Source organism: Streptosporangium sp. NPDC050284, assembly GCF_044459525.1.
In the GTDB taxonomy this organism is placed as follows: Bacteria; Actinomycetota; Actinomycetes; order Streptosporangiales; family Streptosporangiaceae; genus Streptosporangium.
Genome location: NZ_JBITIZ010000002.1, coordinates 367281 through 389425, shown reverse-complemented (window position 1 = coordinate 389425; position 22145 = coordinate 367281). Strand labels below are relative to the sequence as shown.

Annotated in this window: 23 protein-coding genes; 21 read left to right on the top strand and 2 right to left on the bottom strand. The window is 70.6% G+C overall.

Annotation, left to right across the window (positions count from 1 at the left end; genetic code table 11):
- The first annotated feature begins 258 nt into the window (after positions 1-258).
- The 14 genes from ACIBH4_RS06100 to ACIBH4_RS06035 all read left to right on the top strand — a co-directional run bounded on the left by ACIBH4_RS06100 (position 259) and on the right by ACIBH4_RS06035 (position 13748).
- Positions 259-1020, top strand: coding sequence for an SDR family oxidoreductase (locus ACIBH4_RS06100; RefSeq protein WP_362516714.1), 762 nt, complete (start codon positions 259-261; stop codon positions 1018-1020).
- Between the two features lie 35 nt (positions 1021-1055).
- Positions 1056-2738 carry an AMP-binding protein gene (locus ACIBH4_RS06095; RefSeq protein WP_362516712.1) on the top strand — a complete coding sequence of 561 codons (1683 nt, stop codon included), beginning with the start codon at positions 1056-1058 and terminating at the stop codon, positions 2736-2738.
- The gene (locus ACIBH4_RS06090; RefSeq protein ID WP_362516710.1) at positions 2735-3337 is read left to right on the top strand and encodes a hypothetical protein; all 603 of its coding nucleotides are present in this window, start codon (positions 2735-2737) and stop codon (positions 3335-3337) included. The genes ACIBH4_RS06095 and ACIBH4_RS06090 overlap by 4 nt, the downstream gene beginning before the upstream one ends.
- Positions 3330-3767: a MaoC family dehydratase gene (locus ACIBH4_RS06085; RefSeq protein WP_362516708.1), complete on the top strand. Its 438-nt coding sequence runs from the start codon at positions 3330-3332 to the stop codon at positions 3765-3767. Before ACIBH4_RS06090 ends, ACIBH4_RS06085 begins: the two co-directional genes overlap by 8 nt.
- 61 nt (positions 3768-3828) lie before the next feature.
- Positions 3829-5079: a CoA transferase gene (locus ACIBH4_RS06080; RefSeq protein ID WP_362769485.1), complete on the top strand. Its 1251-nt coding sequence runs from the start codon at positions 3829-3831 to the stop codon at positions 5077-5079.
- On the top strand, positions 5076-5888 hold the full coding sequence (locus tag ACIBH4_RS06075; RefSeq protein ID WP_362769482.1) for an enoyl-CoA hydratase/isomerase family protein: 813 nt from the start codon (positions 5076-5078) through the stop codon (positions 5886-5888). Before ACIBH4_RS06080 ends, ACIBH4_RS06075 begins: the two co-directional genes overlap by 4 nt.
- Positions 5885-7117, top strand: coding sequence for an acyl-CoA dehydrogenase family protein (locus tag ACIBH4_RS06070; RefSeq protein WP_362769480.1), 1233 nt, complete (start codon positions 5885-5887; stop codon positions 7115-7117). The genes ACIBH4_RS06075 and ACIBH4_RS06070 overlap by 4 nt, the downstream gene beginning before the upstream one ends.
- On the top strand, positions 7114-7866 hold the full coding sequence (locus ACIBH4_RS06065; RefSeq protein WP_362516699.1) for a glucose 1-dehydrogenase: 753 nt from the start codon (positions 7114-7116) through the stop codon (positions 7864-7866). The genes ACIBH4_RS06070 and ACIBH4_RS06065 overlap by 4 nt, the downstream gene beginning before the upstream one ends.
- Positions 7867-7903: 37 nt before the next feature.
- Entirely contained in the window at positions 7904-8782 is an 879-nt protein-coding gene (locus tag ACIBH4_RS06060; RefSeq protein ID WP_362516697.1) for a 3-hydroxyacyl-CoA dehydrogenase family protein, read from the top strand.
- A 12-nt stretch (positions 8783-8794) separates the two neighbouring features.
- Positions 8795-9664: a 3-hydroxyacyl-CoA dehydrogenase family protein gene (locus ACIBH4_RS06055; protein ID WP_362769478.1), complete on the top strand. Its 870-nt coding sequence runs from the start codon at positions 8795-8797 to the stop codon at positions 9662-9664.
- On the top strand, positions 9661-10446 hold the full coding sequence (locus ACIBH4_RS06050; RefSeq protein ID WP_362769476.1) for an enoyl-CoA hydratase-related protein: 786 nt from the start codon (positions 9661-9663) through the stop codon (positions 10444-10446). Before ACIBH4_RS06055 ends, ACIBH4_RS06050 begins: the two co-directional genes overlap by 4 nt.
- 49 nt (positions 10447-10495) lie before the next feature.
- Positions 10496-11596, top strand: a complete 1101-nt coding sequence (locus ACIBH4_RS06045; RefSeq protein ID WP_362516690.1) for an acyl-CoA dehydrogenase family protein — start codon at positions 10496-10498, stop codon at positions 11594-11596.
- Entirely contained in the window at positions 11593-12738 is a 1146-nt protein-coding gene (locus ACIBH4_RS06040; protein WP_362769473.1) for a CaiB/BaiF CoA-transferase family protein, read from the top strand. The genes ACIBH4_RS06045 and ACIBH4_RS06040 overlap by 4 nt, the downstream gene beginning before the upstream one ends.
- A 26-nt stretch (positions 12739-12764) precedes the next feature.
- A complete protein-coding gene (locus tag ACIBH4_RS06035) occupies positions 12765-13748 on the top strand; it encodes an NADPH:quinone oxidoreductase family protein (RefSeq protein WP_362516686.1) in 984 nt (327 codons plus the stop codon).
- Between the two features lie 12 nt (positions 13749-13760).
- On the opposite strand, the gene ACIBH4_RS06030 is transcribed toward ACIBH4_RS06035, so the two are convergent.
- Positions 13761-13937: a hypothetical protein gene (locus ACIBH4_RS06030; RefSeq protein WP_362516684.1), complete on the bottom strand. Its 177-nt coding sequence runs from the start codon at positions 13935-13937 to the stop codon at positions 13761-13763.
- An 18-nt stretch (positions 13938-13955) separates the two neighbouring features.
- Between ACIBH4_RS06030 and ACIBH4_RS06025 the strand changes: the two genes are divergently transcribed.
- Both ACIBH4_RS06025 and ACIBH4_RS06020 read left to right on the top strand, forming a co-directional pair.
- Positions 13956-15149 carry a thiolase family protein gene (locus ACIBH4_RS06025; protein WP_362516682.1) on the top strand — a complete coding sequence of 398 codons (1194 nt, stop codon included), beginning with the start codon at positions 13956-13958 and terminating at the stop codon, positions 15147-15149.
- 2 nt (positions 15150-15151) lie between these two features.
- The gene (locus ACIBH4_RS06020; RefSeq protein WP_362769470.1) at positions 15152-16006 is read left to right on the top strand and encodes a 3-hydroxyacyl-CoA dehydrogenase family protein; all 855 of its coding nucleotides are present in this window, start codon (positions 15152-15154) and stop codon (positions 16004-16006) included.
- Positions 16007-16025: 19 nt separating this feature from the next.
- Here the strand turns inward: ACIBH4_RS06020 and ACIBH4_RS06015 are convergent, their stop codons facing one another.
- Positions 16026-16688 (bottom strand): SDR family NAD(P)-dependent oxidoreductase, encoded by a 663-nt coding sequence (locus ACIBH4_RS06015; RefSeq protein WP_362516677.1) that lies wholly within the window; start codon positions 16686-16688, stop codon positions 16026-16028.
- 64 nt (positions 16689-16752) lie between these two features.
- On the opposite strand from ACIBH4_RS06015, the gene ACIBH4_RS06010 reads away from it, so the two are divergent.
- From ACIBH4_RS06010 to ACIBH4_RS05990, 5 genes are all read left to right on the top strand, one after another.
- Positions 16753-17562: an IclR family transcriptional regulator gene (locus ACIBH4_RS06010; RefSeq protein WP_362516675.1), complete on the top strand. Its 810-nt coding sequence runs from the start codon at positions 16753-16755 to the stop codon at positions 17560-17562.
- Positions 17563-18080: 518 nt separating this feature from the next.
- On the top strand, positions 18081-18845 hold the full coding sequence (locus tag ACIBH4_RS06005) for an ABC transporter permease (protein ID WP_362769467.1): 765 nt from the start codon (positions 18081-18083) through the stop codon (positions 18843-18845).
- A 15-nt stretch (positions 18846-18860) separates the two neighbouring features.
- On the top strand, positions 18861-19916 hold the full coding sequence (locus tag ACIBH4_RS06000) for an ABC transporter substrate-binding protein (RefSeq protein WP_362516670.1): 1056 nt from the start codon (positions 18861-18863) through the stop codon (positions 19914-19916).
- Positions 19917-19929: 13 nt separating this feature from the next.
- Positions 19930-21375 (top strand): FAD-dependent oxidoreductase, encoded by a 1446-nt coding sequence (locus tag ACIBH4_RS05995; RefSeq protein WP_362516667.1) that lies wholly within the window; start codon positions 19930-19932, stop codon positions 21373-21375.
- Positions 21375-22145, top strand: a complete 771-nt coding sequence (locus ACIBH4_RS05990; protein ID WP_362516665.1) for a hypothetical protein — start codon at positions 21375-21377, stop codon at positions 22143-22145. Before ACIBH4_RS05995 ends, ACIBH4_RS05990 begins: the two co-directional genes overlap by 1 nt.

The following is a 22145-nucleotide window of genomic DNA, read 5'->3' as shown; positions in this document are numbered from 1 at the left end:
AGCACGGGGCTCACCAAAGGTCTCCAATGTGGGCCTCTCGTTTCCGGGGGGTTGACAAGTGTCCTACATCAGTCAACCGCCGAACCAGAAGTCTACTGGCTTCCCAGGGCGGCAGTATGTCGTAGCTACTACCGGATGGTACTTGCCTATGTGATGAATGTTCGACATTATGCGTACTCGGCACCGCTTCGCGGACATGGTCGACTCGTTCCCGAGAGAGGGCGGCAAAGACGCCCCCGCGCGATGAGGAGCAACAGCATGTCGGGTTTCCCGGATCTGGCCGGACGAAGGGCCGTCGTCACGGGTGCCAGCAGGGGGATAGGCCGGGCGATCGCGCGAGCGCTGGCAGCGGCCGGCGCGACGGTCGCGATCGGCGGCCGGGACTCCGCGGCACTGAGCGCGGTGGCCGACGAGATCGCCGCCCAGGGGGGCAACGCCCACCCACGCGTCGTCGACGTCTCCGATCACGACTCCATTGAACGCTTCGTCGCGGAGGCGGTGGACGGCCTCGGCGGGCTGGATCTCCTGGTCAACTGCGCGGGGGTGCTCGCCTCGGGCTCTCTCCTGGACGCCGGTGACGAGCCGTGGGACGCGGTGTGGAAAACGAACGTCCTCGGCACGGTGCGGGTGACACGCGCCGCGGGGGCCTTCCTCACCGCCCAGGGCTCAGGGCGGGTCGTGAACGTCGCCTCGAACTACGCGTTCAAAGGGGTGAGCGGACACGCCGCCTACTGCGCGTCGAAGGCGGCCGTCGTCTCGTTCACACGTAGCATGGCGGTCGAGTGGGCGCGCCACGGCGTCCAGGTCAACGCCATCGCCCCCGGGTTCATCGCGACAGACCTCAACGCGAGCATCCGCGCGGACCCCGAACAGAGCGCCCGTGTGACGAGGGCCGTGCCCGCGCGCCGGTTCGGGACGGTCGACGACGTCGTGGCCGCGATGGGACCACTGTGCGACCCCCGCAGCACGTTTCTCACCGGAGCCGTGCTGACCGTCGACGGAGGAGAGACCGCGCGCTGAGCGGTCGAGCAACACCAACCAATGAGGAGCGCATCGTGAGTTCGCAGAACACACCCGCCGCGGGCGAGCACCCGGGCATCCGCCCGGACAGCAGGCTGACCCGGGATCTCGCGACCACCTACGAGTCCAGCGGCCAGTGGACCTCACAGACGCTGACCTCCCTGCTCGCCGACGCGGCCGTCGCACACCCGGAGCTGACCGCGGCGGTCGACTCCGCAGGCCCGGGGGGAAGCCGCCGCGCGATGACCTACGCCGAGCTCGACGCCTACGTCACCGATCTCGCCGTGGGCCTGCGGGCCCGGGGAGTCTCCGAGGGTGACTCCGTCGTGGTCATGCTGCCGAACTGCATCGAGTTCGCCGCACTCATCTTCGCCATCAACCGCGCCGGCGCCGTCTACACCGGTATCCCGGTCGCCTACGGCACCAAGGAGGTCAGCCACATCCTCGCCTCGACCGGCGCGAAGGTGGTGGTGACGCAGGAACGGGTCGCGAGCGCCACCCCGCTGGAGGTCGTGCGAGCCTCGTACGGAGAGGTGGCGCCGCTGGTCGTCGTGCGTGGCGACTCGGGCAGGGGCGAGGGCGAGATCGCGCTCGGGGATCTGGCCGCCCCGTCCGCCGCCGGCGCGCGACTCCCCGCCGTGGACCCTCGTGCCCTGTGCCACATCGGTTTCACCTCCGGTACGACGGGCGCTCCCAAGGGGGTGATGAACACCAACCAGACCCTGATCGCGGTGCTCAGGAACTGGCTGGCCTACTTCGGGGCGGAGAACCTCGGCGCCCCGGTGGTGAACGCCGTGGTCTCACCCGTCGGCCACCACAGCGGCTTCCTGTGGGGAGTCCTGATGACCGCCTACCTCAGGGGGACGGCCGTCTACCTGGAGAAGTGGAGCCCGGCGACGGCCGCGACCTTCCTGCGCGAGGAAGGGGCCACGGTGTTCTTCGGTGCCCCGACGTTCCTCCAGGACCTGCTCACCACAGATCTCGTCGGTGACCCGCGCTGCGCGCTGCGCGCCGTCATCACGACGGGATCGCCGGTCCCGCGTGCGCTCCCCGGTGCCGGGCGCAGTGCCTTCGGCTGCTGGGTGGGCTCCGCATGGGGAATGACCGAGATCGGGATCGGGGTTTCCTGCCGACCCGGTATGTCCGACCCTGAGCTCGCGAGCGACGGCCGGGCGGTGCCCGGCGTCGGAGTCCGCATCGTCGGGACGGACGGCGAGCCCGTGGCCGCCAACACGCCGGGACGGATGCAGGTTCGCAGCGCGGGACTCTTCCTGGGTTACCAGGGCCTGCCCGACAGGACCCGCGAGGAGATCGACGCGGAGGGCTGGTTCGACACCGGCGACACCGCCCGCATCGACGAGAACCAGCTGGTCTACCTCGAAGGGCGCAGCAAGGACATCGTCATCCGCGGTGGGGAGAACATCCCCGTGGTCGCGGTGGAAAGCGTGCTCTACACCCACCCCGATGTCGTCGACGTGGCCGTCGTCGGCGTTCCCGACGAGCGTCTCGGCGAGCGGGCCTGCGCCGTGGTGCACTCCCGCACCGATGATCTGACCCTCGACGAGCTCAACCGGCACCTGCTCGACAACGGCGTGTCCAGGCACTTCCTGCCGGAGCGCCTGGTGCTGGTGCCGAGCCTGCCCAAGACGCCCAGCGGGAAGATCCGCAAGGTCGAGCTCCGTCAGCGGCTGGCACTGGTGGAGACGGCGCCCCAATGACAGGGACCTGGGATCCCGCTCCGGTGCTCGCCCGGCTCACCGCGCTGCGTGAGCGCCAGGAGTCGTGGCGGACCCGCGAGATCATCGAGCCCGCCGACGCGCTCGGCCACGCCCGCCTCTGCGACGTTCCGGCCGGCCGATCCGTTTTCGGTGACCGCGAAAAGGAAGCGGTGGCCGGCGGCACCCCGCCGCCGGACGGCCCCGACGTCGGCGACCACGGCGGGGAAGGCCTCGCCGATGTCGGCGACCACGACGGGGAGGACCGCGCCGATGTCGGTGACCGTGGCAGGGAAGATCTCACCGGCGGCATTCGGGAGGTGCCGCCCGGCCTGTCCGTCGCTCTCACGATGCGCGCCGTACTCGGCGTACTGCACGATCACCGCCTCGACCTGCCGTTCGACCACAACGTCCACGCGGCGCAGGCCCTGACGTGGCACGCGCCCATCACGGTGGGCGCCTCGATCGAGACCCGAGCCTGGATCGGCCGTATCAAGGAGGGCGCGCGTGCCGTCTTCTTCGATGTGGAGACCGAGTCCTTCACCGAAGACGGCCGGATGTGCCTGCGCGGCACCAGCACCCAGGCTCTGCGTCATGGGTGAGGCCTCCGTGCCCGTGGGTGAGGTCCCCGTACCCGCCCCTCTCGTGTGGGAGCCGGCCGCCGACGTACCTCGCGACTACGCGCGGGTCTCCAGGGACCACAGCGCCGTGCACCTCGACGAGGCGGTGGCGAGCCGCGTCGGCCTGCCCGGTGTGATCCTGCACGGCATGTACGTCTACGGATACGTGGCCACCTATCTCGGGCGCCACGCGGACGGTCACGGAGGCCGCCTCGCCTCGTTCGAGTGCCGGTTCCAGGCGCCGATGCTGCCCGGAGCGCCCATCCGGGTGCGGTTCGAGCGTGGCGACACCCGGGAGTCCGTACGCGTCGAGGCCCGCCAGTCGGACCGTCCGGTCCTGTCCGGGGTCGCCGTCCTGGCGTCGGCTCTGGTGTCGGACCTGGTGTCGGCCGGACCGTCCGACACCTCCTGAGCTCGATGAGGACAAAGCAGACGGTGTTGACCAATCGGTAAATGTCCAACATTATTAGTAGGTGATTTCATTGGACACCAGCAGTGGGCCTGTGGACGAGCCGTCGGGGCCTCTCGACGGCGTGCGCGTGGTCGACATGACCACCTCCTACGCCGGCCCCACCGCCGCGATGTACCTCGCCGACCTCGGCGCGACAGTGATCAAGGTGGAACGCCCCGGCAGCGGGGACGACGCCAGGTCCTGGGGCCCGCCGTTCGTCGACGGGGTCTCGGCGTGGTTCGCCTCCGCCAATCGCAACAAGCGGTCGGTCGTCCTCAACCTCAGCGCGCCCGAGGGGCGCGAGGTGCTCCTGCGGCTGCTCGACACCGCGGACGTCTTCCTGCAGAACATGAACCCCGCGAAGCTCAGCCGCATCGGGATCGACGGTGAGACCCTCCGGCGCCGCAACCCCCGGTTGGTGTACTGCGCCATGTCCGGGTTCGGCCTCACCGGTCCCGACAGCGACCTGCCCGGATACGACCTCGTCGCCCAGGCGCGGTCCGGGCTGATGTCGGTCACCGGGGAGAAGGGCGGGGCACCCCAGCGCGTCTCGACCGCGCTCTCCGACGTGGCGACGGGGATGGCCGCGGCGATCGCCGTCAACGCGGCACTGGTCCGTCAGTGCCGTACCGGACAGGGCGATGCCATCGACGTGTCCCTGCTCGACACCGACCTCGCCCTGATGGCGCCGCGTGTCGCCGCGTTCCTCGCCGGCGAGCCGGAGCCGGCGCCCAGCGGCGGCACCGATTCGGTCCTCGCCATGTACCAGCCCTTCGAGGCCGCCGACCGGACCATCGTGATCGCGATCGGCAACGACTCCATGTGGCAGCGGTTCTGCGGTGCCATCGAGCTTCCCGAGCTGGGTGCCGATCCGGGGCTGTCGGACAACGCGAGCCGTCGTGCCGACCGCTCACGAATCACCGAACTGGTCGCGCGACGACTCGCCACGCGGCCCGCCGCGGAGTGGCTCCGGCTCCTCGCCGACGTCGAGGTGCCGGCCGCGCTGGTGCAGACCCTCTCCGAGGTCACGAAGGACCCCCAGGTCGTGGCGCGTGGCGCGATCCTTCCCGTCCCGGGGGGCCACGACGACCTCGTCAGCGTTCGCAGCCCGTTCCGCCTCGCCTCGCAGGAGAAACCGCGCAACGAGCGGTTCCCCGCGCTGGGGGCGGACACCCGGACGACCCTGCTGGATCTGGGATACACACAGGAGCAGATCGACGAGCTCGCGGCAGCGCGCGTCATCGGTCTGGAGACAGCGGAGATCGCGTCATGACCCCGTCCGAGACCGTCCTCGTCGAGCGGACCGGCCCGGTCACGATCGTGACCATCAACCGGCCGGAGGCGTACAACGCGCTCAACGCCGAGGTCCTGTCCCGGCTGCGTGCCGCGGTCCTCGACGCCGACGCCGACCCCGCGGTCCGCGCCGTCGTCGTCACCGGGAGCGGAGAGAAGGCGTTCTGCGCCGGCGCCGACCTCAAGGAACTCGCCGGGATGAGCGCGGACCGCGCCCACGAGACGCTCCGCACCGGACAGCGGGTCCTGCGGGACATCGAACGGGCGACCGTACCCGTGATCGCGGCGGTCAACGGCGTCGCGCTCGGCGGCGGCTTCGAGTTCGTGCTCGCCTCGACGTTCCCGGTCCTGTCGACCGGGGCCTCCCTCGGGCTGCCCGAGTCCGGGCTCGGTCTGACCCCCGGTTACGGCGGCACGCAGCGGCTGCCCCGCGTGATCGGCGCCCCCGCGGCCGCGCATCTCATGCTCACCGGGGCGCGGCTGGACGCGCAACGCGCCCACCAGCTGGGGCTCACCCCGATCCCTCCCGTCGCCCCCGCCGACCTCATGGCCACCGCGACGGCACTCGCGGAGAAGATCGCCGCCCAGGGGCCGATCGCGGTCCGCTCCATCCTCACCGCCCTCGAATGCGGCCGGGACGCCGGGCTCGACGCCGGACTCCAGATGGAGACCGGCCTGGCGGCACTCGCCGTCGCCGGCGCCGAGTCCGACGAGGGGATCACCGCCTTCCTGGAGCGGCGGCCGCCCCGGTTCACCGGCCCCGCGTCCCCACCAGGGGAGTCCGCGTGAGCCCGGAACGACTGGAACGACTCGACCTCGACACCGACCCGAAGGCGTACCTGGCCCTTCACGAGCGGCTCGACGAACCCGTCGTCGACGCCGCGCTGAGCGGCAGGGAGCTGGAGGTGCGCGCCCTCACCCGAGACGTCGTCTCCCGCGAGGTGGCGCCGCGAGCCCACGACGTCGACCGCACCCACGCCTTCGCCCACGACAGCGTCCAGGCGCTCGCCCGGGCGGGCCTGATGGGTCTGATCTTCCCGGAGAGCCTGGGGGGAACCGGAGACACCAACGTCGCCTACGCCGTCGCGATGGAGGAGATCACCGCGGGCTGCGCCGCCACGTCCCTGGTGTTCATGACGCAGACCCACGCGGCGTACCCCATCATGATCGCCGGAAGCGACGACCTGGCACGGCGTTACGTTCCCGGCCTGCTCGACGGATCGGCGTACGGGGCGCTCGGCATCACCGAGCCGAACGCCGGCAGCGACGTGTCCGGCCTGCGCACCACCGCTCAGCCCGTCGGGGACGGCTACCGGCTCAACGGTTCCAAGACCTTCATCACCACCGGTGACAGGGCCGGCGTGATCGTCTGCTTCGCGACCACCGACAAGTCCCTCGGCCGCGACGGCGTCAGCGCCTTCGTCGTCGACGGCGGCTGGGACGGCGTCCGCTCCGGTCGGCCGTTCGACAAGATGGGCATGCACGGCTCAAGCACCGCCGAGCTCTTCTTCGACGACGTGCGCGTCCCGGCCGACCACCGCCTGGGCGCGGAAGGCGAAGGCTGGCGGGTGGTCATGAACTCGGTCGTGAAGTCACGGATCAGCGCGGCGGCGCAGGGCGTCGGGCTGGCCCGAGCCGCCTACGCGCGCACGCTCGCCATCCTGACCAGGACGCACGGGACGCGCCTGCCGGACGAGCACGTCTTCGCGCTGGCCGACCTGCGCGGACGTATCCTGCAGGGCAGGCTGCTCCTGCACGCGGTGGCCCGCCGGGCGGACGCCGCCGGCGACATCTCGACCGGGCAGATCGGGATGATGAAGCAGTCGTGCACCGACCTGGGCTTCGCCGCGGCGGTCGAGGCCACCCGGATCCTGGGTCCCTACGGCGACCTCGCGGTCCTGGGCGTCGAACGCTGCCTGCGCGACGCCAAGGTGACCCAGATCTACGACGGCACGAACGAGATCCAGCGGATCCTGATCGGCCGCGAGATCACCCGCTCGATGAAGGGAGTGACATGAGCGACCTGCAGGGCAAGGTCGCGATCGTCACGGGAGCCGGTCGCGGCCTCGGCCGCTCGATGGCGGCGGCGCTCGTCGACGCCGGAGCCTCGGTGACGGTCGCGGCACGCACCGCCGCGGAGCTCGACACGTTCGTCGAGGAGGCCGGTGACGCCGGAGGCCGGGCGCTCGCCTGCCCGACCGACATCACCGACGAGGCGGCGGTGGAACGCATGGTCGCGGCGACCGTGGAGACCTTCGGGCGCGTCGACGTGCTCGTCAACAACTCCGGGATCGTCGCGTCCACGCCGTTGCTCGACCAGTCGGCCGCCGAGTGGGACCGCGTCGTGGCGACCAACCTGCGCGGCACCTTCCTCGCCACCCGGGCGGCCGGCCGGCACATGGTGGCCCAGGGGGCGGGCAAGGTCATCAACATCGCCTCCAACTTCGCGCTCCAGGGCGTCGCCGACCACGCCGCCTACTCGGCCTCCAAGGCGGCCGTGATCGGGTTCACCCGCTCGATGGCGATCGAGTGGGCGCGCTCGGGAGTGCAGGTCAACGCGATCGCGCCGGGATACTTCGCCACCCCGCTCAACGCCGGGATGCGCGAGGACGCCGACGTCCTGGCGAAGGTCGTGCGAACCATCCCGGCACGTCGCATCGGCGAGCCGGACGAGCTCAGGCCGTGGCTGCTGCTGCTCGCCGGTAGCGCCTCGGACTTCATGACCGGAGAGGTCATCGTCATCGACGGCGGCCAGAGCGTCCGATGACCGGCCACAGCCACAGCCACAGCGAGGAGGAGACCCCGTGAGGAACGAGAGCAAGACCGTCGCCGTGCTCGGCGCCGGCACCATGGGCTCCGGCATAGCCATCGTGATGGCGCGAGCCGGGCACCGGACCATCCTCTTCGACGTCGACGAGAACAACCTCAAACGCGGCATCGAGACCGTGCACGGCTTCTTCGACAAGGGCGTCCGGCTCGGCAAGATGGACGCCGGAGCGGCGCAGAAGGCGAAGGACGCCCTCGTGGGCAGCACCGACCTCACCGACCTGGCGCCCTGCGACGTGGTGGTCGAGGCGGTCTTCGAGGACCTGCGGGTGAAGAAGGAGATGTTCGGCCGCCTCGACGAGATCGTGTCGGACTCGACGCTGTTCCACACCAACACCTCGACGCTCTCGGTCACCGGCATCGCGTCCGGGTCGCGCCTGCCGGAACGGGTCGTCGGCACCCACTACTGCAACCCCGCGCCGCTGATGAAACTCGTCGAGGTGGCCGACGGACGGCACACCGCCGGCTGGGCGCACAAGGCGACCGAGGAGTTCCTCGGCTCCCTCGGCAAGGTGAGCGTCGTCACCAAGGACAGCCCCGGGTTCATCGTGAACAGGTTCCTCATCCCGTGGGAGAACTCGTGCATCCGGGCGCTTGAGGCGGGCGTGGCCACCAAGGAGGACATCGACGCCGCGGTGCTCGGTGCCGTCGGCCACCCCATGGGCCCCTTCCGGCTGCTCGACATCGTCGGCCTCGACATCCACCAGCAGGTCGCGACGCGGCTGTACGAGCAACTGCGCGACCCGCGCTTCTTCCCGCCGCCGATGGTCGAGCGGATGGTCGCGGCCGGCGACCTCGGCCGCAAGACCGGTCGCGGCTTCTACGAGTACGACGACACCCGGCTCTTCGGATCCTGAAGGAGGCAGACGATGAACCAGTTCCACAGAATCGGAGTGGTCGGCCTGGGAACCATGGGCGGCGGCATCGCCCAGGTGTTCGCCATGTCCGGCCGCGACGTCGTCGCCGTGGAGGCCGACCGGACACGAGCCGAAGCGGGCGTCGCCGCGATCGGCGCCTTCCTCGACGGTGGCGTGGCCCGCGGCAAGGTGAGCGACGAGGAGAAACGGGCCACGCTCGCCCGCATCACCACCGTCACGTCACCGGGCGACCTGACCGGCGTGGACCTCGTCATCGAGTCGGTGACCGAGAACCTTGAGGTCAAGCGCGAGGTCCTCGCCGCCGCCGCCCTCGCCGTCGGCGACGAGACCCCGATCGTGACCAACACCTCGGCGTTGTCGGTGACCGAGCTCGCGGCCCTGCTGCCCAACCCCGCGCGGGTCGCCGGGCTGCACTTCTTCAACCCGGCACCGGTGATGCGCACCGTCGAGGTGGTTCGCGCCCTGCAGACCGACCAGGGCCTCATCGACCGGCTCGTCACGCTCGTGAACAGCCTGGAGGGCAAGCAGCCCGTCGTCGTGAAGGACCGCCCCGGGTTCCTGATCAACGCGCTGCTCCTTCCGTACCTCAACGACGTCATCCAGGAGTACGACGAGGGGCTCGCCACCGCCGAGGACATCGACCTGGCGCTCAAGCTGGGATTGGGCTACAGGTCGGGCCCGCTGGAGATGCTCGACATGATCGGCCTCGACGTGCACCTGCACGCCACGGAGAACGCGTACGCCGCCACCTCCGACGACCGCTACGCGCCGCCTCCGCTGCTGCGGCAGATGGTCGCCGCCGGCCGTCTCGGCACCAAGAACGGCAAGGGTTTCCGCGCCGGAGAGAAGAGGACCCGATGAAACCGTCGCACTACGAGGACATCCTCATCGACCTCGAAGGCCCGGTCGTCACGATCACGATCAACCGGCCTGAGGCGGGGAACAAGTTCCGCCACCGGACCTGCCTGGAGCTGTTCGACGCGCTCCAGCGCTTCCGCCTCGACCCCGCCCTGCGCGCCGCGGTCCTCACCGGGGCGGGAGAGAAGTTCTTCTGCATCGGAGGCGAGCACGACCCGGTCACCTCGCTGGACCAGTCGCAGGTCCTGCCGATCGTCGACGTCTACCAGGCGCTCGACACCGTCCCCAAGCCCGTGGTCGCCGCCGTGAACGGGTTCGCCGTCGGCGGCGGCAACGTGCTCCACACGGTGTGCGACCTCACGATCGCCTCGGAGAACGCGGTCTTCCGGCAGGTCGGACCCATGGTGGGCAGCTTCGACGCCGGTTACGGGTCCTGGTATCTGGAGGACACCATCGGCCGCAAGCGCGCCAAGGAGATGTGGTACCTCAACCAGAAGTACTCCGCCGAGGAAGCGCTGGCGATGGGGCTGGTCAACGAGGTCGTGCCCGCCGACCGGCTGCGTGAGCGGGTCGCCGAGGTGACCCGCGCACTCACCTCCCGCGGTCCGATGGCGATCGCCGGGATGAAGGCCGCGTTCTCGGCTCGCCACAACGGCGTTTCCGGCCAGGCGCGGATGGCCCACGACCAGCAGCTGTCCTTCTACCTGCAGACCCGTGAGGCCCACGAGCTGAGCGACTCGTTCGGCGAGCGTCGCGCGCCCAACCCGGAAAGCTTCTGGTCGTGATGTCGTCTCCGCACCTCACGGCGGGGATCTCCACGCGGAAAGGAACACGATGAGCCGGCTCGGCCCTGCCCTCGACGAGGAGCAGCGCGACCTGGTGGCGATGCTGGACGCCTTCGTCGCCGATCACGACGTGGTGTTGTCCGACGACGCGGACGTCGTCGGCGGGCTCGCGGCCGAGCTCGCCGAACTGGGCGTCTGGACCATCGGTACCGACGAGCGGCACGGCGGCGGCGGAGCCGGCCGTCTCACCACCGCCGTGGCGATGGAGCGGCTGGGACGTGCCTGGCCGGCCCTCGGCTGGGCGGCCACCCAGGCGCACGCGGCGGTCGACGTCCTCGGCGGCGACGACCGGTTCTCCGACGTGGTCGCCGCCGTGCACACGGCCGCCGCGGCGATCGCCGTCGTGGACGCGATGTCGCCGCAGGTACGGCTGGACTGGTCCGCGGAGACGCTCAGCGGTTCCGTGGACCGGATCGATCCGGCCGCCGAGGCCCCCTACCTGCTGCTGCTCGGCGACGACGACACCGCGGTGCTGGTCGGGCCGGAGGCGATGACCGCCCGGCCGCTGGAGCGGACCGGGCTGGGCGGCGCCCTGACACGATCGGTGCGGCTCAAGGACAACGTTCCCGTGGGCGCGGTTCACCGGATGGGGAACGTCGACGTCGCCGCGGCACGGACACGACTGCGCCAGGGCGCCGCGGCGGTCGCCGCGGGGATCGCCGGGGCCGCCGCCGACGCCGCGGCCGCCTACGCCGCGGAGCGTCACCAGTTCGGCGGACCCCTCACCGATCTGCCGACCGTGCGGCAGTCGCTGCTCGACCAGGCGATGCGGACCTCGGTGGCGCTGGCGGTGGCGTTCGCCGCGGACGAGGGCGTCGGGGGCGACCGAGGAGGCAAGGGCGGCGGGGACGTCGAGGGCTCGGTGCGGACACTCGCCGCCGTTCGCCACGCCTGCGACGCCGCGATCGAGGTGGCCGCCGCGGCCCTGCAGTCCCACGGCGGCTACGGCTACCTGACCGAGTACCCCGTCGAACGCCACCTGCGCGACGCGGTCTCGCTGCGCGCGGCGACGGACACCCAGGCCGCCACCGCTCTCACCGCCCGTACCCTCGTCGGTCTGGGGCCGCTCCGTGAGGCCGAGGCGTCATGACATCCCCCGTACCGACCTCGCGGCCTCGGCTCCCCCTGCACGGAGTGAAGGTCCTGGACCTCTCCACCCTGCTGCCAGGACCCCTCGCGACCCTGATGCTGGCCGACGCGGGCGCCGATGTCGTCAAGCTCGAACGGCCGGGCCGCGGGGACGAGATGCGCACCTACCAGCCGCGCTTCGGCGAGGCGAGTGCGAACTACGCGGTACTCAACCGTGGGAAACGGGCATACGCCGCGGACTTCAAGGACCCCGCCCAGCGGGACCGCGTGCTCGAACTCGCCGCCGAGGCCGACGTCGTGGTCGAGCAGTTTCGGCCGGGCGTCGCCGACCGGCTCGGCCTGGGGTACGAGCACGTGCGCGCCGTCAACCCCGACGTCGTCTACTGCTCCATCAGCGGGTACGGCCCGACGGGTCCACGAGCCACCCGCGCGGGCCACGACCTGAACTATCTCGCCGAGTCCGCCCTGCTCGGGGTGAGCGTCGACGGCGCCGGATCACCCGGCCTGCCCGTGACCGTGCTCGCCGACATCGCCGGCGGCACCTACCCCGCTGTCGTCAACATCCTGCTCGCCCTGCGACAGCGGGACGTCACCGGCGACCCGGTCCACCTGCAGATCTCGATCACCCACAACCTGCAGGTCCTCGCGTACGGCTACCTCGCCACCCACCAGGCGGGCGGAGGCTGGCCTCGCCCCGGCGCCGAACTCCTCACCGGCGGCAGCCCGCGCTACCAGGTGTACGAGACCGCGGACGGCCGTCACGTCGCCTGCGCGGCGTTGGAGCAGAAGTTCTGGGACCGGCTGGTCGAACTGGTGGGACTCGACCCGAGGTTCCACGACGACCACGGGCAGGAGCAGGCCGTGATCGACGCGCTGGCCGGACGGTTCGCCTCCGAGCCCGCCGACCACTGGCGGTCCGTACTCGACGGTGAGGACGTGTGCACCGTCGTCGTCGCGACGTGGGACGAGGCGGTCCTGGCGAACCTCGTCGACATCGACGCGCCCGAGCGGGTGTCCGCACCCGGGACGCGGGACTCGTTCGCGACCCTCCCCAGCCCCATCTCGCCGACGCTACGTCAAGGACCCGGCACCGTGCCCTACCCCGCACTCGCCGATCTGGGCGAAGAGTCGCCCTGGTCCTGACGCCCGACCAACCGAAGGAGACATCCATGCGCGCTGCACTCGTCAAGGAGTTCGGCCCCCCGACCAGCCTCGTCGTCGAAGACGTGCCCGACCCGGTGCCCGGTCCGGGCGAGGTCGTGATCGAGGTCGGTGCGGTCAGCGTCAACTTCCCCGACATTCTCGTCGTCGAGGGCAAATACCAGAACCTGCCGGAACGACCCTTCAGCCCCGGCAAGGAGGCGGCGGGGCGCGTCAAGGCGGTCGGTGAGGGCGTCGAACGGCTCCGGGTCGGCCAGCGTGTCCTGGCGCTGGTCGAGTTCGGTGGCTACGCCGAGCAACTGCGCGTCCCCGAGGAACTGGTCATGGAGTTGCCCGACGCGATGTCCTACGAGTCGGCGGCCGCCTCCGGCCTCGTCTACTCCACCGCCTACTTCGGGCTGCTGCGCCGAGGCCGGATGAAGGCGGGGGAGACCGTTCTGGTCACCGGTGCGGGCGGAGGCGTCGGTTCCGCCGGCGTCCAGCTCGCCAAGGCGTACGGCGCGCGGGTGATCGCGCTGGCTCAGGACGACGCGAAGGCGGAGCTGGCCCGCCGGCAGGGCGCGGACGTCGTGCTCACCTCCACCCCGGAGACGCTGCGCGACGACCTGCTCGCGGCCACCGACGGCAGGGGCGTCGACGTGGTCCTTGAGATGCTCGGCGGTGACTTCCTCACCCAGATCATCCGGGCGACCGCCTGGGAGGGGCGCATCGTGATCGTCGGATTCGCCTCGGGCGGCCAGAACCCCATCAAGCCGGGACACATCCTGGTGAAGAGCATCAGCATCGTGGGACTCCAGAGCAGCGACTACCGCGACCGGATGCCGGAGCTGATGCGCTCGACCATGGCCGAGGTGTTCCGGTTGTTCGTCGACGGGAAGGTCGACGCGGCGGTCGACACGACGTTCCCGCTCCAGAAGGCCGGCGACGCCCTGCAGTACGTCAAGGAGGGCCGGGTCAAGGGCAAGGTCGTGTTGACGACGGGCCTGGGCTGAGCCTCCCCACGATCAGGCCGCCACGATCAGGCCGCGCCGATCCGCGTGCCCGGCGCCGCGCACCGGGCCGGTGACCAGGCCCGCATCGGGCCCGCCACAGGCCCGCACCGGGCTCGCACCGGGCCCGCCGCAGGCCCGCACCGGGCCGGAAACCGGGCCGGAACCGAGCCCGCACCACGTTCGCACCATGAAGGAAGGACTCCACGGGTGACCGCCTCGTTTCTCTACGCCGCCGTCCGTACGCCGTTCGGCCGTTTCGGCGGCGCCCTCGCCGAGGTACGTCCCGACGACCTGGCCGCGGCCGCGCTCACGGGGGTGCTCGACACGGTGCCGGCGCTGGACCCCGCACTCATCGACGATGTGATCTACGGCAACGCCAACGGCGCCGGCGAGGACAACCGCAACGTCGCGCGCATGGCGGTGTTGCTCGCCGGGCTGCCCACCTCGGTGCCGGGCTCGACGGTGAACCGGCTCTGCGGCTCGTCGCTGGACGCGGCGATGACGGCGTCCCGGATGATCGAGGCGCGTGACGCCGAGGTCGTCGTGGCCGGCGGTGCCGAGTCGATGACGCGGGCGCCATGGGTGCTCCCCAAGCCCAGGCGCGGCTATCCCGCGGGTGACCTCAGCGCGGTCTCCACGACGCTGGGCTGGCGGCTGGTCAACGCGCGTATGCCGAAGGAGTGGACGGTCTCCCTGGGCGAGTGCAACGAGCAGCTGGCCGACAGGTACGGCATCACCCGCGAGCGGCAGGACGAGTTCGCGGCGCGCTCGCACCGGCTCGCCCACGCCGCCTGGGAAGACGGGTTCTACGACGGTCTGGTCGTTCCGGTGGAGCACACCGGACTGCACAGGGACGAAGGCATCAGACCCGACTCGTCCCCCGAGACGCTGGCCGGGCTGAAGCCCTCGTTCCGGCCGGACGGGTCCATCACGGCGGGCAACGCGTCCCCGCTCAGCGACGGGGCGGCTGCCCTGGTCATCGGGTCGGAGGAAGCCGGATCGCTCATCGGTTCCGACCCGGTGGCCCGCTTCGCGGGCCGGGGAGTCCACGCGCTGGATCCTCAGGACTTCGGATTCGCACCGGTCGAGGCGGCCAGGGTCGCCCTGGCGAGGGCGGGGATCGGCTGGTCCGACGTCGGCGCGGTCGAGCTCAACGAGGCCTTCGCCGCGCAGTCACTCGCCTGCGTCGACGCCTGGAAGATCGACCCCGACATCGTCAACACCAAGGGCGGCGCGATCGCGATCGGGCACCCGCTCGGCGCCTCGGGCGCGCGCGTCCTCGGCACGCTCGCCCGGCGCCTCGCCTCGGAAGGGGAGCGCTGGGGCGTCGCGGCCATCTGTATCGGCGTGGGACAGGCCCTCGCCGTCGTACTGGAAAACGTCACCGAAGCAGGGAAGTGATCATGATGCGGTCCAACAGCGCTCCGTCGACGGTGGGGGTGTACGGCGGCGGGCGTATGGGCGCGGGCATCGCGCACGCGTTCCTGCTGGCCGGGGCCGACGTGCGGATCGTCGAAACCTCGGACGACACCGTACGGGCCGCCCGCGAGCGCGTGGAGGGCAGCGTGGCGAACGCCGAGCGGAGGGGGAAACTCCCCGCGCCCGCGACCGAGCTCCTCTCACGGCTGGTCGTCACCACCGACCACACCCTGCTGGGGGCGTGCGCCCTGGTGATCGAGGCGGTCCCCGAGGATCCCGACCTCAAGCGGCGAGTGCTGCGCGACGTGGAGGAGGTCGCGACGGACGCCGTGCTCGCCACCAACACCTCCAGCCTGTCGATCGACGACCTGGCCCGGAACCTGGCCCGGCCGGAACGCTTCGTCGGCCTGCACTTCTTCAACCCCGTACCGGCCAGCGAACTGGTGGAGGTCGTCGTCGGCACCAAGACCTCACGGGATCTCGTCGCGGACGCGCAGACCTGGGTGACCGCCCTCGGCAAGACCGCGATCACGGTGAGGGACTCGCCGGGGTTCGCGAGCAGCCGGCTGGGGGTGGCCATCGCCCTGGAGGCGATGCGGATGCTGGAGGAGGGGGTCGCGTCGGCGGAAGACATCGACACGGCGATGACGCTCGGCTACAAGCACCCCCTGGGCCCCTTGAGAACGACCGACGTCGTCGGACTCGACGTCCGGCTCGCCATCGCCGAACATCTCGCCCGCGAACTGGGAGCGCGCTTCGAACCTCCCCGCATCCTGCGCGAGCTGGTCGCCGCAGGACACCTCGGGCGCAAGACGGGCAAGGGCTTCTACGACTGGTGAGCCCCGTCCCCGTACGGGGCTAGCCCATCCACATACCGCCGTTGACGTCGATCACCGCCCCGGTGACCGAGGCGGCGGAGGAGGAGCACAACCACTCGACCGTGCCGGCGATCTCCTCGGGGCGGGTCACCCGGCCGAGGGGGATCTGGCGTCGCAGGGCGTCCATCTCCTCCTCGGACAGGCGGGTCAGCATCGGGGTCGCCACCGGGCCGGGGGCCACCGCGTTCACCCGGATCCCCCTCGCCGCCTGGTCCTTGGCCAGGTGGCGGGTGAGGCCGATCAGCCCGGCCTTCGCGGTGGCGTAGGCGGGTCCTGACAGGCGGTTGCCGCCGTGGCGGCCGTTGACCGAGCTGAACAGGACGACCGAGCCGCCCTCGCCCATCAGGGGGAGCGCCGCCTGGGTGACGACGAGGGCGGAGGTCAGGTTGTCGTCGAGCACCCGGCGCCACTGGGCCAGGTCGAGGTCCTCGATGCCGCCCTCGCCGACGGAGCCGGCGGCGTGGACGACGTTGTCCAGGATCGGGGTGTCACCGAGTGCCTCACGTACCGAGGAGGGGTCGCTCGCGTCGTGGCCGAGGGCTCTGTCGATGACGATCAGGTCGTGACCGAGGGCGCGCAGGCGGTCGGCGCAGGCACGGCCGATGCCACCCGCACCCCCCACCACCAGGGAAGTCTTCGCCATCCGGACATTTGTATCAGGGATGGGTGAGGCCGGACGAGTCGGGGGCGGGCTATGCTCTGAGCTTGTGCGGGCGGAGGAGAGTACGGCGAACGGGACCCCTGCCGACGACGGGCAGACCAGCAGCGGTGTCGAGAGGGCACTGCAGGTGATCTTCGCCGTCGCGGCGGCGAAGGAGCCCGACATCGGCGTCTCCGAGCTGGCCAGGTCGCTCGGGCTGAGCAAGGCGGTGGTCCACCGGGTGGTCCGCACCCTCGTGGCGGCCGACTTCTTCTCCTTCGACGAGCGCACCCGGCGTTACCGCCTGGGGCCCGGCGCGGTGAGCGTGGGCCTGGCGGCGATGGCGCAGATGGAGGTGCCGAGGATCGCCCAGCCCTACCTCGAACGGCTGGTCGCCCACACCAAGGAGACCGCGACCCTCTCGGTGCGGTACGGCACTCAGCGCATGTATCTCACCCAGGTGCTCTCACCGCAGGAGATCCGCATGTCGGTGCAGCTCGGGCGGCTCTACCCGCTCCACGCCGGCGGGTCGTCGAAGGCGATCCTGGCCGCGATGGAGGCTGAGGAGATCCGTGGTTACCTGTCCTCGCAGCAGCTTGAGGCGCTGACCGGGATCACGATCCAGGACCCGGCCAGGCTCGCCGACGAGCTGGAGACCATCCGGCAGCGCGGTTACGCCGTGAGCCTCGGTGAGCGCCAGCAGGGGGCGGCGTCGGTCGCGGCGGCCGTCCACGAGGCGACCGGCCGGGTTTACGGCTCCATCTCGGTCTGCGGACCGGTGAGCCGGCTCAGCGTCGGCAACATCGAGGAGTACGGCCGCCTCGTCCACGAGGCCGCCACCGAGGTCTCCCGCCAGCTCGGTTACCGTTCCTCCTGACTCCGGCGTCTTCCCGGTTCCGCCGTCTCCCCGGTTCCGCCGTCTCCCTGGTTCCGCCGTCTCCCTGGCTCCGCTGCCTTCCCGGCTTCGCCACCCGGTTTCCTGAGCGGAACGCGGTCGATCCTCGGGGCCGGCCGACTGCGGGGCCGGCTCGCCGTTCATGGTCGGCCGCCCCTGAGTGCCCACTGACCGAAACCCTGGACAAGCGCCCGTCGCCGACGCGACGGGCGTCTCTTTTACCTGCTGTTATCACTCTGTGTAGCGATTGATTGTGCACCGGTCACCCTCAGATATGGTGATAAAAGCGTCAAATCGCCCATGCGTGTTACAAACTCGAAAAACCGCGATGGATCCCTTGACCTGCTTTTGGTGCCGCACCTAGCATCACGGTATCCGGTACGGCGTTCCGCCCAGCGATACACCGGGAGCCTGGAGGACAGCACATGTCGACCTCAGTCCGCACTTCAGAGGAGATGCGGCCCCGCGTGCCTCGACGTAAGTGGACCGACACTTCGTTGATGCTGTGGATCACCACCCCTCTGCTGCTTCTGGTCTTCATCGGGGTGTGGAAGGCCTACACCGTGCTGTTCGGCGTCGGGGAGCTGATGCTTCCTCCGCCCGAGACGGTCGGCGCGGCCCTGGTCGAGCTGATGCAGGGCTCGCTCATCTACGAGGCAATCAAGATCACCCTCTACGAGACGCTGGTCGGGTTCGCCCTCGCCGCCGTCGTCGGGGTGGCCCTGGGCATCATCCTCGGCAAGGCCCGCAAACTGGAACGGGTCCTGTCGCCGTTCCTCATCGCCACCCAGGTCGTACCGAAGGTGGCCATCGTCCCGCTGTTCCTTCTGTGGTTCGGCTTCGGGACCACATCCAAGATCTTTATGGCGGCGATCATCGCGTTCTTCGTGATGATGCAGAACACGATCCTCGGGATCCGGTCGATCGAACCCGGTCACCGCGATCTCATGCGCGTCATCCAGGCACCCTGGTGGAAGCGTGTGATCTCCCTGGACATCCCGTCCTCGCTGCCCTACGTGCTCACCGGCGTGGAGCTGGGCATCGTCTTCGCCATCACCGGCGCCGTCGTCGGCGAATACCTCGGTGGCGACGAGGGCCTCGGCGCCCTCGCGACGATGATGCTGGCCGGTCTCCGCACCGACATGCTCTTCGCGGTCGTGATCGTGATGACGGTGCTCGGTTTCCTCCTCTATGCCGTCACCGCGGCCATCCGGAGGTTCGCGATCCCCTGGCACGAGTCGTCCGGCCGTCCCACGTCTCTCTAGAACAGGAACACTTACATGGACCGCCGCAACTTCCTCCGTGGGGCCGGGCTGCTCGTCGCCACCGCCGCCGGAAGCCAGTTTCTCATCGGGTGCTCGTCGGGTGAGTCCGGCGGGGACGCCGCTGCCACCACCGGTCCTTCGGGCGAGCAGCTGCGCAACCTCGTCTACATGACCCCGTTCCAGCACATCATCTCCCACGCCGACGTGTACGTCGCCCAGGCACAGGGGTTCTTCGCCGAGGAGGGCCTGCTGATCACGTCGATCGGCGGTACCGGCACGGCGAGCTCCGTCTCCCAGGTGGCGGGCAAGCAGGCCATGTTCGGCAAGGCCGCCTCCGTCATCACCTGCCCGCTCATCGCCGACCAGGACACCCCGATCGTCACGATCGGCCAGAAGGACCAGATCAGCCAGTACAGCGTCGCGTCCCTGCCGGACAAGCCGCTGACCAGCCCCGAGCAGTGGCAGGGCAAGACCATCGGCGTCATCTCCAAGGGCGGCACCACCGAGTTGCTGCTCGACGCGATGTCGGTCGCCGCGGGGCTCGACCCCACGAAGGTGAAGAAGGTCGTCACCGGCGCCGACGTCGGCTCGCTGGAGTTCCTCAACCGGGGAGAAGTGGATGGCTTCATCACCTTCATCGGTTCCGAGACGGCCTTGAAGCAGCGCAACATCGAGCTGAACTACCTGAACACCGACCTGTTCGCGCCGCTCCCCGGTGACTCCTACTTCGTCACCAGGGAGACCGCGAAGGCCGAGGGCGAGGCGATCACCAGCTTCCTGCGGGCCTGCCGCAAGGCCTGGAAGTTCATGGCGGAGCCCGCCAACACCGACAAGGTGCTGGAGGCCGTGGGCGTGCTCAACGAGATCGAGGTCTCCGACAAGGCGCTCGCCACCGCGAAGGTCGCCGGGGAGGTCAGGGTCAGCACCCCCCCGAACGGTGGTGACTTCCTGTCGATGGACACCGCCGTCTGGGAGAAGGGGATCGAACTGATGCGCAAGTCCGGGATGATCAAGGACACCGCGCGGCCGGTCACCGACTTCATCGACACCTCGTTCATCGACTCCGTGTGAAAGGCCGCTCCTGATGCAGTGCACCACGACCACCGACCTCGTGGTGGTCGGCGCCGGCACCGCCGGACTGCCGGCCGCGATCGAGGCCGCGGCCCACGGGCTGCGGGTCACGGTCGTCGAGAAGGGCGACCGGCCGGGCGGCACCCTGTGGCGGTCCTGGGCACAGCTCTCGGCGGGCGGCACGGCCCTCCAGCGTGCCAAGGGCATCCGTGACAGCCCCGACCTGCACTTCGACGACGTGATGCGGATCAGCAGGAACACCGCCGATCCGGAGCTGGTCCGGCTCGCGGTGAACCACGCGCCCGCGACGATCGAATGGCTGATGGCCTCGGGCTTCGACATGGATCCCGACGCCCCGGCGGTGCTGCACTTCCACGAGCCCTACCTGCTGCCGCGCACCTACTGGGGGCGCGACGCGGGGCGGTCGGTGCTGGAGGTGCTGCTCCCGGCGTTCGAGAAGGCGTGCGCGGCGGGATCGGTGACGCTGGAACTCGGTACCGAACTGGTCGCGTTCCGGACGGCGGAGCGCGGCAGGGTGGCCGGGGTGACGGTCCGGAACCCCGATGGAACGTTCCGGGAGATCGACGCGGCGAACGTGATCCTCACCAGCGGCGGCTACGCGGGCAACCCCGAGCTGTTCCCCCGGCTCACGTCGGGGGCGCCGCTCGCCGGCCCCGCCTCGCCGGGCGCCGAGGGTTCCGGCCTCCTCGCCGCCGTCGACGCCGGTGGCCGGGTGCGCGGTCAGGACCGCTTCCTTCCCACGTACGGTGGGGTGCTGCGGTCCGGCAGCACCTGGGAGACGGTGGGGCTGGACGACTATCCGGCTCTCACCCCGCAGGCGCGGGCCCCGTGGGAGATCCACGTGAACACCCGCGGCGAGCGGTTCGTCGCCGAGGACGCCCCGAGCGTCGACGACCGGGAGAACGCCCTGCTCGCCCAGCCCGAGCTGAAGTTCTGGGTGGTGTACGACGCCGCGATCCGCCGATCGGCCCCGGCGTTGTTCCCCACCTGGGACGAGGCGGAGCTCGACCGGTCCTTCGACGGTCACCCGTCGTTCGTCACCGCGCTCGACCTCACGACACTGGCGCGGGCCACCGGGATGGACCCCGGCGTCCTGGCCGACACCGTGGCCGCCTACAACACGGCCGTCGCCTCGGGCGACGACCCCTTCGGCCGGGCCCATCTGCCCGCGCCGATCGCAGAACCGCCGTACTACGCCGTCCTGAACCACGGCACCACGCTGAAGAGCCCGGCTGGGCTCGCCGTCGACAGCCGGCTGCGTGTCATCGGGCCCGACGGCCCGTTCGCGAACCTGTGGGCCGCGGGCGAGGTCATCGGCGGCAGCACCTTGTCCGGCAAGTCGTTCGTGAGCGGGATGAGCGTCACTCCCGCACTCGGGTTCGGCCGGATGCTCGGACGCCGGGCGGCCGGCGCCACCACCGATCCAGGGAGCATGTGATGTGGAACAGGCCTGATGTCGACTTCGTCCAGACCCAGGACGTGCCGTGGCAGCCCGTCCAGGACGGGGCGTTCGGCGCGGCGCAGGGCGGGCGCAAGCGGTTGCTGAGCCGCGACGCCGGCACGGGCGCGGAGACCGCGATCCACCGGCTGACCGGCCGTCACCAGGGTGTGCTGTCCGCCGGGGTGGACCTGTTCGTGGTCGCGGGGGAGGGGTTGCTCGACGGAGAGCCGCTCCGCACCGGCGACTACGTCTACGCCCGGGCGGGCAGCGCGATCGACCTGGTGGCGTCGGTGCGCGGTCTCACCGTCTACGCCGGCTTCTGGGGTGAGCCTGGCTTCGCCGCCGGCACCGGCTCGGGTGAACCGCTCCTGCGGATCACCCCCGAGCGGGAACCGTGGATCCCGGCCGGGTGGAGCGGTGAGGTGGAGCTCGAAGTCGGGGCGATGTCGAAGACGCTGCGCTCCGACGGCGAGGTCTTCGTCTACCTCGCCGCGATGATGCCGGGCTGGAAGTCGCCCATGGCCGAGGCCCACCCGGTCTACGAGGAGTCGTTCAAGATCTACGGCGACGTGCTGATGGGGCCGCTCGGTGTGATCCGCGAGGGCGGCTACTTCTTCCGCTCCCCGGGGGTCTTCCACGGCCCGCTCTACTCACGCGGCGGGACGATGTCGTTCATCCGTTCCGACGCGGCGCCGACCACCGAGTACCGCGTTCCCGAGCCCGGCAACACCTGGGACGAACTGTCGGAGCGTGCGTATGTCCGCTGA

What these genes read in the sequence shown, in the direction of transcription:
- ACIBH4_RS06045 (WP_362516690.1), top strand. Translation starts at nt 10,496, where the DNA reads ATGAGCCGGCTCGGCCCTGCCCTCGACGAGGAGCAGCGCGACCTGGTG.
- ACIBH4_RS06075 (WP_362769482.1), top strand. Translation starts at nt 5,076, where the DNA reads ATGACCCCGTCCGAGACCGTCCTCGTCGAGCGGACCGGCCCGGTCACG.
- ACIBH4_RS06090 (WP_362516710.1), top strand. Translation starts at nt 2,735, where the DNA reads ATGACAGGGACCTGGGATCCCGCTCCGGTGCTCGCCCGGCTCACCGCG.
- ACIBH4_RS06020 (WP_362769470.1), top strand. Translation starts at nt 15,152, where the DNA reads ATGATGCGGTCCAACAGCGCTCCGTCGACGGTGGGGGTGTACGGCGGC.
- ACIBH4_RS06035 (WP_362516686.1), top strand. Translation starts at nt 12,765, where the DNA reads ATGCGCGCTGCACTCGTCAAGGAGTTCGGCCCCCCGACCAGCCTCGTC.
- ACIBH4_RS06100 (WP_362516714.1), top strand. Translation starts at nt 259, where the DNA reads ATGTCGGGTTTCCCGGATCTGGCCGGACGAAGGGCCGTCGTCACGGGT.
- ACIBH4_RS06040 (WP_362769473.1), top strand. Translation starts at nt 11,593, where the DNA reads ATGACATCCCCCGTACCGACCTCGCGGCCTCGGCTCCCCCTGCACGGA.
- ACIBH4_RS06030 (WP_362516684.1), bottom strand. Translation starts at nt 13,937, where the DNA reads ATGGTGCGAACGTGGTGCGGGCTCGGTTCCGGCCCGGTTTCCGGCCCG.
- ACIBH4_RS06005 (WP_362769467.1), top strand. Translation starts at nt 18,081, where the DNA reads ATGCTGTGGATCACCACCCCTCTGCTGCTTCTGGTCTTCATCGGGGTG.
- ACIBH4_RS06065 (WP_362516699.1), top strand. Translation starts at nt 7,114, where the DNA reads ATGAGCGACCTGCAGGGCAAGGTCGCGATCGTCACGGGAGCCGGTCGC.
- ACIBH4_RS06000 (WP_362516670.1), top strand. Translation starts at nt 18,861, where the DNA reads ATGGACCGCCGCAACTTCCTCCGTGGGGCCGGGCTGCTCGTCGCCACC.
- ACIBH4_RS06050 (WP_362769476.1), top strand. Translation starts at nt 9,661, where the DNA reads ATGAAACCGTCGCACTACGAGGACATCCTCATCGACCTCGAAGGCCCG.
- ACIBH4_RS06015 (WP_362516677.1), bottom strand. Translation starts at nt 16,688, where the DNA reads ATGGCGAAGACTTCCCTGGTGGTGGGGGGTGCGGGTGGCATCGGCCGT.
- ACIBH4_RS05995 (WP_362516667.1), top strand. Translation starts at nt 19,930, where the DNA reads ATGCAGTGCACCACGACCACCGACCTCGTGGTGGTCGGCGCCGGCACC.
- ACIBH4_RS06085 (WP_362516708.1), top strand. Translation starts at nt 3,330, where the DNA reads ATGGGTGAGGCCTCCGTGCCCGTGGGTGAGGTCCCCGTACCCGCCCCT.
- ACIBH4_RS06055 (WP_362769478.1), top strand. Translation starts at nt 8,795, where the DNA reads ATGAACCAGTTCCACAGAATCGGAGTGGTCGGCCTGGGAACCATGGGC.
- ACIBH4_RS05990 (WP_362516665.1), top strand. Translation starts at nt 21,375, where the DNA reads ATGTGGAACAGGCCTGATGTCGACTTCGTCCAGACCCAGGACGTGCCG.